This window comes from Variovorax sp. YR750, assembly GCF_900109805.1.
Taxonomy (GTDB): Bacteria; Pseudomonadota; Gammaproteobacteria; order Burkholderiales; family Burkholderiaceae_C; genus Variovorax; species Variovorax gossypii.
Window position 1 is genome coordinate 198,565 of sequence record NZ_FOBJ01000012.1, and the last position, 14,684, is coordinate 213,248.

11 protein-coding genes are annotated in these 14,684 nt (G+C 68.5%); 3 read left to right on the forward strand and 8 right to left on the reverse strand.

Annotated elements, in window-relative coordinates:
- Positions 1–2: 2 nt before the first annotated feature.
- The gene (locus BMY35_RS24175; RefSeq protein ID WP_093204765.1) at positions 3–800 is read right to left on the reverse strand and encodes a type IV pili methyl-accepting chemotaxis transducer N-terminal domain-containing protein; all 798 of its coding nucleotides are present in this window, start codon (positions 798–800) and stop codon (positions 3–5) included.
- A 14-nt stretch (positions 801–814) separates the two neighbouring features.
- On the reverse strand, positions 815–3,247 hold the full coding sequence (gene nirB / locus BMY35_RS24180; protein ID WP_093204767.1) for a nitrite reductase large subunit NirB: 2,433 nt from the start codon (positions 3,245–3,247) through the stop codon (positions 815–817).
- Positions 3,248–3,325: 78 nt separating this feature from the next.
- Here nirB and BMY35_RS24185 point away from each other — a divergent pair, with 78 nt between their 5' ends.
- Positions 3,326–5,047: a bifunctional protein-serine/threonine kinase/phosphatase gene (locus BMY35_RS24185; RefSeq protein WP_093204949.1), complete on the forward strand. Its 1,722-nt coding sequence runs from the start codon at positions 3,326–3,328 to the stop codon at positions 5,045–5,047.
- A 20-nt stretch (positions 5,048–5,067) separates the two neighbouring features.
- Here the strand turns inward: BMY35_RS24185 and BMY35_RS24190 are convergent, their stop codons facing one another.
- Entirely contained in the window at positions 5,068–6,333 is a 1,266-nt protein-coding gene (locus BMY35_RS24190; RefSeq protein ID WP_093204770.1) for an MFS transporter, read from the reverse strand.
- A gap of 269 nt (positions 6,334–6,602) precedes the next feature.
- Between BMY35_RS24190 and BMY35_RS24195 the strand changes: the two genes are divergently transcribed.
- The gene (locus BMY35_RS24195; protein ID WP_256229426.1) at positions 6,603–7,880 is read left to right on the forward strand and encodes an ANTAR domain-containing response regulator; all 1,278 of its coding nucleotides are present in this window, start codon (positions 6,603–6,605) and stop codon (positions 7,878–7,880) included.
- 149 nt (positions 7,881–8,029) lie between these two features.
- On the opposite strand, the gene BMY35_RS24200 is transcribed toward BMY35_RS24195, so the two are convergent.
- From BMY35_RS24200 to BMY35_RS24215, 4 genes are all read right to left on the reverse strand, one after another.
- Positions 8,030–8,839, reverse strand: coding sequence for an ABC transporter ATP-binding protein (locus BMY35_RS24200; protein ID WP_093204776.1), 810 nt, complete (start codon positions 8,837–8,839; stop codon positions 8,030–8,032).
- Entirely contained in the window at positions 8,836–9,765 is a 930-nt protein-coding gene (ntrB, locus tag BMY35_RS24205; protein WP_093204778.1) for a nitrate ABC transporter permease, read from the reverse strand. Before ntrB ends, BMY35_RS24200 begins: the two co-directional genes overlap by 4 nt.
- Before the next feature lie 10 nt (positions 9,766–9,775).
- Entirely contained in the window at positions 9,776–11,020 is a 1,245-nt protein-coding gene (locus BMY35_RS24210; RefSeq protein ID WP_093204781.1) for a CmpA/NrtA family ABC transporter substrate-binding protein, read from the reverse strand.
- Between the two features lie 359 nt (positions 11,021–11,379).
- Positions 11,380–12,645: a nitrate regulatory protein gene (locus BMY35_RS24215; protein WP_093204952.1), complete on the reverse strand. Its 1,266-nt coding sequence runs from the start codon at positions 12,643–12,645 to the stop codon at positions 11,380–11,382.
- Between the two features lie 115 nt (positions 12,646–12,760).
- On the opposite strand from BMY35_RS24215, the gene tsaD reads away from it, so the two are divergent.
- A complete protein-coding gene (gene tsaD / locus BMY35_RS24220) occupies positions 12,761–13,822 on the forward strand; it encodes a tRNA (adenosine(37)-N6)-threonylcarbamoyltransferase complex transferase subunit TsaD (protein ID WP_093204783.1) in 1,062 nt (353 codons plus the stop codon).
- Here tsaD and BMY35_RS24225 read toward each other — a convergent pair.
- Positions 13,758–14,516, reverse strand: a complete 759-nt coding sequence (locus BMY35_RS24225) for an alpha/beta hydrolase-fold protein (protein ID WP_093204785.1) — start codon at positions 14,514–14,516, stop codon at positions 13,758–13,760. The two genes, tsaD and BMY35_RS24225, sit on opposite strands and share 65 nt — an antisense overlap.
- Between the last annotated feature and the right edge of the window lie 168 nt (positions 14,517–14,684).

Sequence of the window (14,684 nt, forward strand, 5' to 3'; positions counted from 1 at the left end):
GTCTAAGTCTTGATTTCCGAATACAGGCCGGTGACGCGATCCATGATCGCCAGCAGGTTCTCGCTGCTCACGAATACGTCGGACATCAGCGCGGGCGATGCCCCGGCGCCTTCGAGGCGCTGCAGGCCCCGGTTGAAGAAGAGCCATTGCGCGTCGGCCAGCACCAGTTCCTGCCTGATCTGCGCCGTGGCCTCGGGTGCGTTGCGCAGCACTTCGAGCGCGCTCACGAATTCGGTGCGCGACTTGCCGATCTCGGCCGTGCTGGCCGCCGGGTCGATCTGCATGGCGGTGGCCAGGTAGAACTTGGCCATGCGCTGCGACAGCATGCGCTGGCGGCCCGCGATGTTGACCAGCTTGCCCACCGGCTTGCCCGACGCGGCCTCGTACTGCCCGGTGCCCTGGTTGGCCAGCGCGAGCACGGCGGCGTCGAGCTTCACGACCCTGGCGGCTTCTTCCTTGCTCGGCGCGGCGTCGGTGAGTTCGTTCCTGAACGCGCCCCAGGCCGTCTCGAGCGATTCGTAGGTGGCGCGGATGGCCGGGCTGGGCGCGAAGGCCTTCAGTTCGCCCAGTTGGCGCTCGAACAGCGCGATCGACCTGTCGAGCACCTGCTGGGCGTTGCGCGACTCCACCTTCTGCACCAGCGCAAGGTAGGCCTTGCTGGCGCGCTGCGACAGCATGCGCTGGCGGCCGGCCTTGTTGATCGCGTCGTTGAGGTCGGTGACCTGGGCATGCGCGACCGTGGCCGCGCCCAGGCCCATGCCGGCGGCGGCCGCGGAAGCGATGAAGACTCTGCGTTTCAACCCGTCTTCTCCGCTCAGACCGTCAGCGGCGTGAACTGCCGCACGTCGACCGAGGCCTGCGCCGACTCGAACCACGGATCGGGCTCGCCGTCGAGCGCGAACTGCAGACGCTCCCACAGCGCCTTGCGGCCCTCTGCGTCGTCGAGGATCTTCTTCTTCACGTAGTCCAGGCCCACGCGGCCGATGTAGTGCACCGTGCGCTCCAGGTACCAGCCTTCCTCGCGGTAGAGCTGCAGGAAGGCGCCCGAGTACTCCATCACCTCGGCGGCCGTCTTCACCTTCACCAGGAACTGCGCCACCTCGGTCTTGATGCCGCCGTTGCCACCCACGTAGAGCTCCCAGCCGGAGTCGACGCCGATCACGCCCACGTCCTTGATGCCGGCCTCGGCGCAGTTGCGCGGGCAGCCCGAGACGGCCAGCTTGACCTTGTGCGGCGAGTACATGGCCCACAGCGCGCGCTCCAGGTCCTTGCCCATCTGCGTGGAGTCCTGCGTGCCGAAGCGGCACCACTCGCTGCCCACGCAGGTCTTCACCGTGCGCAGCGACTTGGCGTAGGCGAAGCCGCTGGGCATGCCGATGTCCTTCCAGACGTTCTCCAGGTCTTCCTTCTTCACGCCCAGCAGGTCGATGCGCTGGCCGCCCGTGACCTTGACGGTCGGGATCTTGTACTTGTCGGCCGCGTCCGCGATGCGGCGCAGCTCGTCGGGCGTGGTGTGGCCGCCCCACATGCGCGGAATGACGGAGTAGGTGCCGTCCTTCTGGATGTTGGCGTGGCTGCGCTCGTTGATGAAGCGGCTCTGCGGATCGTCCTTCGCCTCCTTGGGCCAGGTGCTGATCAGGTAGTAGTTGATGGCCGGGCGGCAGGTGGAGCAGCCGTTGGGCGTGCGCCAGCCGAGGTTGCGGTACACCTCGTCGTGCGTCAGGTAGTGCTCCTTGCGGATGGCGTCGCGCACGTCCTGGTGGCTCGCGTCGGTGCAGCCGCACACGGCCTTCTTCTTCGGCGTGGCGGAGTAGTCGCCGCCGGCGGTGAACATCAGGATCTGCTCGACCAGCCCGGTGCACGAGCCGCAGCTCGCGCTGGCCTTGGTGTGCTTCTTCACCTCGTCGAGCGTGAACAGGCCCTTTTCCTTGATGGCCTTGCAGATGGTGCCCTTGTTCACGCCGTTGCAGCCGCAGACCTCGGCGTCGTCGGGCATGCTCGCGGCCTTGTTGTGGCCCTCGTGGCCGGTGTCGCCGATGTTCGATTCGCCGAACATCAGCTTGTCGCGGATGTCGTGCACGCTGCGGCCGTCGCGCAGCAGCTTGAAGTACCAGCTGCCGTCCACCGTGTCTCCGTAGAGGCAGGCGCCCACCAGCTTGTCGTCCTTGATGACCAGCTTCTTGTAGACCCCGCCGAAGGGGTCGCTCATGACGATCTCTTCGGTGCCTTCGCCGCCCATGAATTCGCCGGCCGAGAACAGGTCGATGCCCGTCACCTTCAGCTTGGTGGACGTGAGCGAACCCAGGTAGCGGCCGATGCCGAACTGCGCCAGGTGGTTGGCCGCCACCTTGGCCTGCTCGAACAGCGGTGCCACCAAGCCGTAGGCGATGCCGCGGTGCGCCGCGCATTCGCCCACCGAGTAGATGCGCGCGTCGGTCACGGTCTGCATGGTGTCGGTGACGACGATGCCGCGGTTGCAGTGCAGCCGCATCTTCTCGGCCAGCTCCACGTTGGGGCGGATGCCGACGGCCATCACCACCAGGTCGGCGGCGGTTTCGGTGCCGTCCTTGAAGCGGATGGCCTTCACGCGGCCATCTTCCCCGCCGACCAGGTCCTGCGTCTGCGCGCCCATCAGGAACTTCAGGCCGCGGTCTTCCAGCGACTTCTGCAGCAGCTTGCCCGCCACGTCGTCGAGCTGGCGCTCCATCAGCCAGGGCATGACGTGCACCACGGTCACGTTCATGCCGCGCAGCATCAGGCCGTTGGCGGCTTCCAGGCCCAGCAGGCCGCCGCCGATGACCACCGCGTTCTTGTGCGTGCGCGCGGTCTCGATCATGTAGTCGGTGTCGGCGATGTCGCGGTAGGCGATCACGCCCTTCAGGTCCTTGCCGGGCACCGGCAGCATGAAGGGGTTGGAGCCGGTGCACATCAGCAGGCGGTCGTAGGCGGCCTCGGTGCCATCCTCGGCACGCACGATGCGCTTGACGCGGTCGACCTCCACCACCTTCTTGCCGGCGTGCAGCGTGATGTTGTTCTCGGAGTACCACTCCCAGCTGTTGAGCACGATCTCGTCGATCGTCTGCTCGCCCGCGAGCACCGGCGACAGCAGGATGCGGTTGTAGTTGGGATGCGGCTCCGCGCCGAAGACGGTGATGTCGTACAGGTCGGGCGCGATCTTCAGCAGCTCCTCGAGCGTGCGCACGCCGGCCATGCCGTTGCCGACCATCACGAGTTTCATTTTCTTCATGGGGCTTCGCCTTTCCTGGAAATCAAGCAAACGTCATCAAGCAGACAGGTGCCCCTGGCGCGCGTGGAGAATCGCGCCATGAGCTTTGAAGTGGACATCGGCTACAGCAGCCGGCGCGGACCGCGCGAGGTGAACGAGGACTTCGCCGGCGCGGTGCATGCGCCGCCGGGCGACGAGGCGCGCGGGCTCATCGCCGCGATTGCCGACGGCGTGTCCAGCGGCGGCCACGGCCGCGAAGCGGCGCAGACCACGGTGATGGGCCTTCTGGCCGACTACTTCGCCACGCCCGCCACCTGGGAGCCGACCGCCGCGCTCGACCGGCTGGTCGCCGCGCAGAACGGCTGGCTGGCCGATCACAACCGCCGCCGCCAGAGCAGGGAAGAGGGCGGCACCGCGCTCACCACGCTCACCGCACTGGTGCTGCACGGCCAGAGCTACACGCTCGCCCACGTGGGCGACACCCGCGCCTGGCGCGTGCGCGCCGGCGGCGAGGCTGCCGTGCCGCTCACGCAGGACCACGCCTTCGACCATCCCGACATGCGCAGCCGCCTGACGCGCGCCATCGGCCTCGACGACCAGGTGCGCGTCGACTACGTGCAGGGCGACGTTCGCGTGGGCGACTGCTTCGTGCTCACTTCCGACGGCGTGCACGGCGTGCTCAGGCCGCAGCAGGTGGCTGCGCTGGCTCTGCAGGGCGACGCCGAGGCGGCCAGCGATGCGCTGGTGAACGCGGCGCTCGACGCCGGCACGCGCGACAACGCGACCGCGCTGGTCATTCGCGTGGTGGGGCTCGACGCCCGGCAGCTCGACGACGAACTCGGCGACGGCCGCCGGCTCGCACCGCCGCCCGCGCTGAAGGTGGGCGACGTGCTCGACGGCTACGCCGTCACCGCGCTGGTGGCCGACACCGGCGTGCACCTGCTGTACCAGGCGCGCCATCCGGTCACGCGCGAGCTGGTCGCGCTGAAGACGCTGCATCCCTCGCGCGCCGGCGACCCGCAGGAGCGCGCGATGCTGGCGCACGAGGCGTGGCTGGGGCTGCGCGTCGGTGGCGCCGGCGGAAGCGGCTTCGTCCGCGTGCACGAGCGTGCCGAGAACGCGAGCGCGCTGTACGTCGTGTTCGACTGGCACGGCGGGCGCACGCTGGAGCAGCTGCGCAAGGCCAACCCGCGCGGCGCGGTGGCCGAGGTGGTGGCTGCCGGCATCGAGCTCAGCCGCGCGCTCGGCCGGCTGCATCGCCAGGGCGTGATCCACCGTGACATCAAGCCCGGCAACCTGCACCTGGGCGAAGACGGCCGCTGGCGCATCCTCGACCTGGGCGTGGCGCTGTCCGGCCGGGAGGGCGCGGCCCAGCGCGAGCTGCATGCGGGCACGCCCAGCTACATCAATCCCGAGCAGTGGGAAGAGGGCGGTACCGCCGACGCGGGCAGCGACCTGTTCGCCCTCGGCGTCACGCTCTACCAGTGGCTCACCGGCCATCTGCCCTACGGCGAGATCGAGCCCTACCAGGTGGCGCGCTACCGGCGCGACCCCGTCGCGCTCTCGCGCCTGCGACCCGACGTGCCGATCTGGCTCGACCATCTGGTGCGCAAGGCCGTCGCCCGCGATCCGCGCGAGCGCTTCGAAACCGCCGAGGAACTGCTGCTCGCGCTCGAGCGCGGTGCATCCCGTCCAGTGAACGCGCCCGCCGCCACGCCGCTGATCCGCCGCGATCCGCTCGCGCTCTACCAGCTGGCGCTGGGCGTTTCGGTGCTGTTCAACGTGCTGCTCATCGTGTGGCTGCTCTTCCTGCCACGCTGAGCGGATGCGGGCGGGGCGAGTCATGAGCGTGCTGCCTTGCGAACGTGGTTGGCGGCCGCAGGGGCGGGCGCCGGCGTGACGCGCGCACGGCCACCCTTCTCGGCCCAGGTGCGGGTCCAGCGGATCTGCATCACGCGCATCACGCCCAGCATCACGAGCGAGAGCGCCGCGAAGAAGATGAAGCCCCAGAGGTAGCTGCCGAGATACTGCTTCGACAGGCCCATGGCGTTGGGCACGAGGCCGCCGCCCAGGGCGCCGATCTCGCCGATCATCGAGCCGGCCACCGCCGTGCTCGCGGGCCAGCGCAGCGGCACCAGCTGGAACAACGCGCCGTTGCCCGCGCCCAGTGCCGCGAAGCAGACGATCAGCACCAGCGTGGTGACGGTCAGCGAGGCCGAGGAGAAGCCCACCAGCACGAGGCTCGCGGTCACCAGCAGCAGGACCACGGTGAGCGTGTTCACGCCGCCCCAGCGGTCGGAGATCCAGCCGCCCACGATGCGCACCGCCGCGCCCATGAAGGCCGCGAGCATGGTCAGCTGGCCGGCCTGCACCTTGCTCACGCCGAACTGGTCGTAGTAGTACGAGGGCAGAAAGGTCGTGAGGCCGATGAAGCCGCCGAAGGTCACGCCGTAGATCAGGCTGAACACCCAGCCGTCTTTTTCGAACAGGCAGGCGATGTGCTCGCGGAAGCTCGAATGGGCGTTCACGTCCGGCGGCTCCTTGGCGAAGAGCACCATCACGACCATCGGAATGAGGATGGCGACGGCGGCCACGCCGTACACCGCCTGCCAGCCCAGCCAGTTGGCCAGCGGCGGCGCCACTAGCACCGACACGGCCGTGCCCACGTTGCCCGCGCCCACCAGGCCCATGGCCAGGCCCTTGTGCTGCGGCGGGAACCAGCCCGAGCCCAGCGACAGCGCCACGCCGAAGCTCGCGCCCGCGATGCCCAGCAGCACGCCCATGGCGAGCAGGTCGTTGAAGCTCTTCACGAAGAAGAAGCCGAAGAGCATCGCCACCGCGATCAGCGCCATCTCGACCAGCGTGGCCTTCTTGCGCCCGATGTACTGCGAGAGGATGCCCAGCGGAAAGCGCATGAGCGCGCCCGCGATGATCGGCACCGACAGCATCAGCCCCTTCTGCGCGGGCGAGAGGCTGAAGGTCTCGCCGATGAAGGGCGCCATGGCGCCGTTCAGCACCCAGATGCAGCAGGAGAACGAGAAGTACAGGAAGGCCGCGAACAGTGTCGGACTGTGGCCTGACTGCAAGAAATTCCTGAAACCTGACATGGCGTTCAAAGATGCAAAAAGCCGCGGCGCGGCCCTGGAGAGGCCGTGTCGACGGACGGGGTTGGGAGCGGGGTGCCGGCAGCGGACGCTGTCGACGTGGAGGTGCGCGCGGCATGTGCGTTGCCGGGCCGGATGCAGGAGCCTGCAGCCTCTTCACCAAAGCGGTGCTTCGTTACACCGCGCCCTGTTTCATGCAAGAGGCGTGCCTGCGAGTTCGCGTTGGCGTGGCCTATGCTCGCGGTGCGTTCCCACACCGCTTTCCCATAAAGATGTCGCTTCTCGTTGTCCTGCCCGATCAACCTGCCGGCTTGGTGCTGCCCGAGGCGCTTGCGCAGGCGCTTTCGGGTGCCGGACTCGATGTGCTCGGCCTTGCGGACTGCGCCGGCTTCGCCCGGCAGGTCGAGGCGCTGGCTCCCGGGCAGGCGCTGATCTGGTTGCCGCTGGTTACGCCTGAGCTGCTCGATGCCTTGCGCACGTGGTCCGGCCAGCCGCCGTGCGCGCTGAGCCTTGCCAGCGCGGCCTTGAGCGGCACAGGGCACGAGGAACTGGTCGGACTCGGCGTGCACGCCTGGATGCAGATCGACACCGTCGACGCGGATTCGGTCGCCGCATTGACCGCGCGCGCCCAGGCCCGATGGCAGCGCGAGGCCGCCCTGCGCACCGAACTGGAGAACCTGCGCACCCGCATGGACGAACGCAAGTGGGTCGACCGCGCCAAGGGCCTGCTGATGTCCGCGCGCGGCATCGGCGAGGACGAGGCCTTCGGCCTGCTGCGCGGCGCGGCGATGCACGCCAACCTGCGGCTCGGCGAGGTGTCGCGCTCGGTCATCGAGGCGGCGCAGTGGGCGGACGCGATCAACCGCGCCGGGCAGCTGCGCATGCTCTCGCAGCGGCTGGTGCGCCTGGCGGCACAGCTGCTGGGCGGCATCGACGCGCAGCGGGCGCGGGTGCTGCGCACGCAGTCGTCCGAGCGGGTGCAGCAGAACCTGGATCATCTCGCGGCCCTCGGGCTCGGTGCGGCCGGTATCGAGGCGCTTGCGCAGGCGCAGGCCGCGTGGAGCGGATTGGCGGATGCCCTCACGGCGAAGCCGACAGCGACAGGGCTGGCCGACATCGACCGTCGCGCCGAAGTGCTGCTGGCTGCGGCCGAGGCCCTGACCGAGGCGCTCGAAACCTCGGGCGCGCGGCGTGCGCTGCGCATCGTCAACATCTGCGGGCGGCAACGCATGCGCGCGCAGCGGCTTGCGAAAGACGCATTGCTGGCCGCCGCGCTGAAGGAAGAAGCCACCAGCGCGCGGCTGGTGCCGACCATGGCCGAGTTCGAAGCGGCCTTGCTCGAGCTGGAGCGCGCCCCGCTGAGCACCGCCGAGATCCGCGCCGCGCTGGCGAGCGCGCGCGACGAATGGCTGAGGCTGGTCGGCGGCGTGCAGGCGCTCGACAGCGCCGACGGACGCGCCACGCTGGTGCGTTCCAGCGAGGCGCTGCTCGACACCTTCGAACGCCTCACGGCGTCGTACGAGCACAGCCTGCAAGTGATCATGTCCTGAACCTGGCACACCCCCAGGGCTTCGCGCACTTCGTGTCGCTACGCCAACCCCCTTGCAGGGGGCAACACCTGCGGCCCGGCAAAGCCGGTTCCGCGGTGTTCGCCGGAAGGCGATCATGGCTCGATGCGCCTGGACGCCGCGTCGATCTGTCAGGCCGCGACCTTCTCCACGTGCGCCTGGCGCGTGTAGAGGAAGTCGATCACCGCCTTGCGCGCATGCACGTAGACCGGGTCTTCCGCCAGCTCGACGCGGTTGCGCGGGCGCGGGATATCCACCGCGAGCACTTCGCCGATGGTGGCGGCCGGGCCGTTGGTGAGCATCACGATGCGATCGCTCAGCAGCACGGCCTCGTCCACGTCGTGAGTGACCATGACGACGGTGCTGTGCGTCTTCTGCACGATGGCGAGCAGCTCGTCCTGCAGCTTGGCGCGGGTGAGGGCGTCGAGCGCGCCGAAGGGCTCGTCCAGCAGCAGCACCTTGGGCTCCATCGAAAGCGCCCGTGCGATGCCCACGCGCTGCTTCATGCCGCCGGAGATTTCGCCGGGGCGCTTCTGCGCGGCGGGCGTGAGGCCCACCAGCGCCAGTGCCGCGTCGGTGCGTGCACGAAGCTGGGCCTTGCTCTCGCTGGCCGCGAACACGCGCTCGACCGCGAGGTACACGTTCTCGAAGCAGGTCAGCCAGGGCAGCAGCGAGTGGTTCTGGAACACCACCGCGCGCTCGGGGCCGGGGCCCTTGATCTCTTTGTTGGCGCACAGCAGCGAACCCTGCGTGGGCGTGGTGAGCCCGGCGATCAGGTTCAGCAGCGTCGACTTGCCGCAGCCCGAGTGGCCGATGAGCGTGATGAACTCGCCCTTGGCCACGTTCAGGTTCACGTCGCGCAGCGCGACGAAGCGGCCCTTGGGCGTCTTGAAAGCCTGCTCGACGCCGTGGATCTCGATGTACTTGCTGTCGTCGGTCATGACTTCACCTCTTCGAACGTGAACGCCGTTGCCAGCTTGATGAGCGCGAACTCCAGCACCAACCCCACGATGCCGATCACGAAGATCGCGATGATGATGTTGGCGACGTTGAGGTTGTTCCACTCGTCCCACACCCAGAAGCCGATGCCGACGCCGCCGGTGAGCATCTCGGCCGCCACGATCACCAGCCAGGCGGTGCCCACGGCCAGCCGCACGCCGGTCAGCATGTAGGGCAGCACGGCGGGGAAGAGGATCTTGGTGAGGATCTTCCATTCGCTGAGGTTCAGCACCTTGGCCACGTTCATGTAGTCGGTGGGCACGCGCTGCACGCCCACGGCGGTGTTGATGACCATCGGCCAGATCGAGCAGATGAAGATGGTCCAGATGGCCGCCGGGTTGGCGCCCTTGAACACCAGCAGGCCGATGGGCAGCCAGGCCAGCGGCGACACCGGGCGCAGCAGGCTGATCAGCGGGTTGAACATGCGCGAGAGGAACTCGAAGCGCCCGATGGCGAAGCCGGCCGGAATGCCGACCAGCGCCGCCAGGCCGAAGCCCATCGCCACGCGCTGCAGCGAGGAGAGCACGTTCCAGCCCACGCCCTGGTCGTTGGGGCCCTTGCTGTAGAACGGGTCGCTGAACACCGTCACCGCCTGCTGCCAGGTGGCCGCGGGCGTGGGGAAGCCGGTGGTGCTCTTCATGGCCACCACCTCCCAGATCAAGAGCAGCAGGCCAAAGCCCGCGAGCGGCGGCAGCACGCGCATCCAGAAGGCGCGCAGATCGAGCGGTGCGCGGGTGCGCGGCTCGGGTGCGGGGGCCGGCACCGGCTGCGGAGCCGCCACCTTGGAGGCGGCCGGCTTGGGCGGGGCGGAGGGCGCCGACTGGGCGGCGGCCACATCGAGCGGCGAGTGGAAGACTGCGCTGACCATGGTGTTCTCCCTATGCATGGAGCTTGAAGGAATCGGCGTACTTCTTCGGGTCCTTGCCGTCCCAGACGGAGCCGTCGAAGAGCTTGCTGCTGCGCATCGTTTCCTTGGGCACCGGCGTCTGCGTGGCGGCGGCGGCCTGCTTGTAGATGTCGATGCGGTTGATCTCGGTGGCCACCTTCAGGTAGTCGGGGTGCTCCTTCAGCAGGCCCCAGCGCTTGTGCTGCGTGAGGAACCACATGCCGTCCGAGAGGTACGGGAAGGTCACGGCGCCGCCGTTGTAGAACTTCATGTGGTTGGGGTCGTCCCAGCTCTTGCCCAGGCCGTTGGTGTAGCGGCCCAGGATGCGCTGGTTGATGGCGTCCACGCTGGTGTTGACGTAGCTCTTGTCGGCGATGGTCTCGGCCATCTTGTTCTTGTTCTGCAGGCCGGTGTCGATCCACTTGCCGGCCTCGAGGATCGCGGCGGTCACTGCGCGTGCCGTGTTGGGATATTTCTTCGCGAACTCGCCGGTGGTGCCGAGCACCTTCTCGGGGTGGTCCTTCCAGATGTCCTGCGTGGTGATGGCGGTGATGCCGATGCCGTCCATGATGGCGCGCTGGCCCCAGGGCTCGCCCACGCAGTAGCCGTCCATGTTGCCCACGCGCATGTTGGCCACCATCTGCGGAGGCGGCACGGTGATGTTCTTCACGTCCTTGAACGGGTCGATGCCGGCCGATGCGAGCCAGTAGTAGAGCCACATGGCGTGCGTGCCGGTGGGGAAGGTCTGCGCGAAGGTGTATTCGCGCTTCTCGCTGGCGATGAGCTTGGCGAGCGATGCGGCATCGACCGCGCCCTTGTCGGCGAGCTTCTTCGACAGCGTGATGGCCTGGCCGTTGTTGTTGAGGGTCATGAGCACGGCCATGTCCTTCTTCGGGCCGCTCAGGCCCAGGTGCATGCCGTAGACCAGGCCGTAGAGGACGTGGGCGAAATCCAGCTCGCCGTTGGCCAGCTTGTCGCGCACGCCGGCCCAGCTGGCTTCCTTGCTGGGCACGATCTTCACGCCGTACTTCTTGTCGATGCCAAGCACCGATGCCATCACCACGCTGGCGCAGTCGGTCAGCGGGATGAAGCCGATCTTCACTTCTTCCTTCTCGGGCTTGTCGGAGCCCTGGGCCCAGACGGCCGCGCGCAGGGCGGGGTCGATGCCGGCGGCGCCGATGGCCGCGGCTTGCAGTACGCGGCGTCGGCTGAGGCGGGTTTTGAGCAGGTCGGTCATGGGGCGGGGCTCCGGTTGAAGACAAACAAAACAAACAGGGCGAGACAAAAACGAAAAGGCGTCCGCACCGCGCAGGGGCTGCTCGAAAACGAGCCCTTGCGGGATGGGGACGCCTTTGTCCGGTTCGGTGGGAAGCACCCGCCGTTGGGTGCCGCCTGCCTGGAGACCCATCGAGGGCCTACGAACTTATTGCTTGCAAGCGGTGTGCCAGCTTCGAGATTCGCCGGCTGCTATCAAGAAAGTAGCTGGATATCGCACGAAGTCGCAGGGCGTCGCGGGTGAAGGGGCGGCCGGGGTGGCGCAGGGCGGTGGCACGGTTGTTGTGCAGTGCACCAAGTTGAACGCCGGAGCCGCTCGCTTCAACGCGGCGGTGCGCGGTCGAGCATGGGCAGGTAGTCGGCCATCGCGAGCATCGACTCGGCCACGTCGACCAGCCGCCGCTTCTGGTTCATGGCGGTCTGGCGCAGCATCTTGTGGGCGTCTTCCTCGCTGAGGCGGCGATGCGCCATCAGCAGGCCCTTGGCGCGTTCGACGATCTTGCGTTCGTTGAGCGAGGCGCGCACGGTCTCGAGCTCGTCGCTCATGGCCTGCAGGCGCCGCGACTGCTCCCGGACCATGTCGAGCACCGAGCGCTCCAGGTGGCGGCCGAACTGGGCCGGCGCGGCGGCCTGGGCATCGGCGTCGTCGAAGAAGAGGGCGCCGGCCTGGGGCGCCAGCGAGTCCAGCAGCTGCCGGTACTCGCGAAGCTCGCTGCGGGCCTGCGCGGTCTTGTGCTCGCACAGCGCGCGCAGGTCGCCGGCCAGGCGTTCCTCCACGATCTTCATGGCATCGATGCGGCGGGTGCAGCAGTCGAACCAGGCCTGGCTCAGCGGCACGTCGGCCGGTGCGGACACTGCGCCTCGCCGGCGGATGCGCTCCAGCTCGGCCACTTCGGTGTCGGGCTGGCTGTCGCGCCAGAGCGCGAGCACCTCTTCGCCCGAGAAATCGGTGAACACCTGGAAGCAGCGCTCCTGCGACTCGATCAGGTGCAGCCACTGCAGGCGCTGCGCCTCGTCGCTGCGGCCCAGAGCGAGCGCGGCGGAGCCGAATGCGCGCTCCTGGCCGGCGAACTCCTTGCCCTGCATGAAGTTGAACATTGCGACCAGCAGGCGCGAGATCTCGGGGTCGGTGGCGCCGTCGGCCGCCTCGAACACCACCGAGAGCAGGCCGGCGACGAGCTTGGCGAAGGCGGCGGTGGACTGGGCCGGCTTGAGTTCGAGCGCGTCGATGCGCCGGCGCAGGGCGGGCAGGGCGTCCAGGCCCGGCAGCACCCAGGCGATGCGGCTGAACAGGCGCGCGTTGTTGCCGGCGTCGGAGCCGCGGTGGTAGTTGTCGGCCTCGAGCTGGTCGAAGCAGGCGCGGACCTCCTGCTCGAGCACGACGCATTCGGCGATCTGCGGGCCGCGCTGCTCGGCGAAGCGGACGCCGCGCGAGGTGAGGAACATGTTCGACATGCCGCGCTCGCGCTGCAGCGCGTGGACCAGCCGGCCGATCAGGCCCACCAGCTCGCTGGTGCGCGCGAGCCGGTCCAGCTCGTCGATTTCGCAGCGACGGGCGGCGATGAGGAAACTCAGTCCGGATTTCATGGTGGGGCGCAGGCTCTGCACCGTCACTGCAACATCCGTGCCTCGCGAGGCACCAATCGCCGCCGCTTGCCCCTTCGCGGGCGCCGGGCGGGGGCCCGCGCCTACACTCGGCGCCATGCTCTTGTTGGGAATCGAATCATCCTGCGACGAGACCGGCGTGGCGCTGGTCGAGTCGCAAGGCAGCGCGCTGCCGGTGCTGTGCTCGCACGCGCTGCACAGCCAGATCGCCATGCACCAGGCCTACGGCGGCGTGGTGCCCGAACTGGCCAGCCGCGACCACATCCGCCGTGTGCTGCCGCTGACCGAGACGGTCATGGCCGAAGCCGGCCGCTCGCTGGACGAGATCGACGTGGTGGCCTACACGCGCGGGCCGGGGCTCGCGGGTGCACTGCTGGTGGGGGCCGGCGTGGCCTGTGCGCTGGGCGTGGCGCTGGGCAAGCCGGTGCTGGGTGTGCATCACCTCGAAGGGCACCTGCTGTCGCCGTTCCTGAGCGCCGATCCGCCGGAGTTTCCGTTCGTCGCGCTGCTGGTGTCGGGCGGCCACACGCAGCTGATGCGCGTGGACGGAGTGGGCCGCTACGAACTGCTCGGCGAGACCATCGACGACGCGGCCGGCGAGGCCTTCGACAAGAGCGCCAAGCTGATGGGGCTGCCGTACCCCGGCGGGCCGTGGCTCGCGAAGCTGGCGGAGGGCGGCGATGCCGCGGCCTTCAAGCTGCCGCGCCCGCTGCTGCACAGCGGCGATCTCGACTTTTCTTTCGCCGGTCTGAAGACGGCGGTGCTCACCCAGGCCAAGAAGCTGGGCGACGAACTCGAGGCTCGCAAGGCGGACCTGGCGGCGTCCACGCAGGCGGCCATCGTCGAGGTGCTGCTGAAGAAATCGCTTGCCGCGCTCGACCAGACCGGCCTCAAGCGGCTGGTGGTGGCCGGTGGGGTGGGGGCCAACAGGAGCCTGCGCGAGCAGCTGAATGCGGCCTGCGCCAAGCGCAAGGTGCGGGTGCACTACCCCGAGCTGCACCTGTGCACCGACAACGGCGCCATGATCGCCATGGCCGCCGCGATGCGGCTGCAGTCGGGGCTGTCGCAGGCGAGCGAGCGCTATGCCTTCGACGTCAGGCCGCGATGGCCCATGGCGTCGCTGTCCGAGCCCGAGGCGGCGTTACCTGAGACTGCGTAATCGTTTGCTTCGGCGACCTGCCGGCGGCCGGCAGCGGCAGCACGTCCAGCACATTGCGCCATAGCTGGCGCCATTGCGGCCAGTCGTGGCCGCCTTCGGTCGTGAAGACGCGCCCCGGCGGCAGGGCGTCGGCCAGCAGCTTGTGGTTGCTGGCGAAGCGGTCCTCGAGCCCGAACCCGAGATACAGCGGCGGAAGGTTCTTCGACGGCTTGGCTTCCAGGTATTGCTGGAAGAAGGGCCAGAGCTTGCGGTCGGGCTCTTCGTCGGGCTGCGGCCCGGTGGGAGCCTGCCAGGCGCGTAGGCCGCCGGCCTTCTTGATCTCCGCGCCGAGCACCCGGCGTCCGAGGTAGGGCGCGAGCGCCACGATGCCGTCGACCGAGCCCGGCCGCGCCAGTTCGTGGATCAGCGCGCCGAAGCCGCCGATGGAAATGCCCACGAGCCAGATCGACTTGTAGCCCTTGGCGCGCTGCGGCTCGATGACCTCGGTGTGCAGGCGGTCGCTCAGGGTCTGTTCGTAGTAGTAGGAAACGTCCGCGTCGACCAGCAGGGCGTCGGCCGCCAGATGGCGCTCGCGCACCGCGTCGATGAAGCCCTCGCGCTCGAACTCGTCGGGCTTCAGGTACGCCCCGGGCAGGAACACCAGGAGCGTGTCGGATTGTTCGTTGGGATTGGCGGGCTGAAGATGCGTTTTCATGGTGCCTTTTGGGGGCACCCGAACCGCACCGTAGCTAGTTCAGTGCGTTTACAAGACGCCCACGAAGAAGAAAGTTCTAAGAAAACGTCACATCATGTGACGTTATCCAGCGCTATTGTGAATAAGGTGCTCGTTTAAAGTCAAAAAGCGGGCCTTACTAACATTTTC

What these genes read in the sequence shown, in the direction of transcription:
- ntrB (WP_093204778.1), bottom strand. Translation starts at nt 9,765, where the DNA reads ATGGTCAGCGCAGTCTTCCACTCGCCGCTCGATGTGGCCGCCGCCCAG.
- BMY35_RS24200 (WP_093204776.1), bottom strand. Translation starts at nt 8,839, where the DNA reads ATGACCGACGACAGCAAGTACATCGAGATCCACGGCGTCGAGCAGGCT.
- tsaD (WP_093204783.1), top strand. Translation starts at nt 12,761, where the DNA reads ATGCTCTTGTTGGGAATCGAATCATCCTGCGACGAGACCGGCGTGGCG.
- BMY35_RS24195 (WP_256229426.1), top strand. Translation starts at nt 6,603, where the DNA reads ATGTCGCTTCTCGTTGTCCTGCCCGATCAACCTGCCGGCTTGGTGCTG.
- BMY35_RS24190 (WP_093204770.1), bottom strand. Translation starts at nt 6,333, where the DNA reads ATGTCAGGTTTCAGGAATTTCTTGCAGTCAGGCCACAGTCCGACACTG.
- nirB (WP_093204767.1), bottom strand. Translation starts at nt 3,247, where the DNA reads ATGAAGAAAATGAAACTCGTGATGGTCGGCAACGGCATGGCCGGCGTG.
- BMY35_RS24210 (WP_093204781.1), bottom strand. Translation starts at nt 11,020, where the DNA reads ATGACCGACCTGCTCAAAACCCGCCTCAGCCGACGCCGCGTACTGCAA.
- BMY35_RS24215 (WP_093204952.1), bottom strand. Translation starts at nt 12,645, where the DNA reads ATGAAATCCGGACTGAGTTTCCTCATCGCCGCCCGTCGCTGCGAAATC.
- BMY35_RS24225 (WP_093204785.1), bottom strand. Translation starts at nt 14,516, where the DNA reads ATGAAAACGCATCTTCAGCCCGCCAATCCCAACGAACAATCCGACACG.
- BMY35_RS24185 (WP_093204949.1), top strand. Translation starts at nt 3,326, where the DNA reads ATGAGCTTTGAAGTGGACATCGGCTACAGCAGCCGGCGCGGACCGCGC.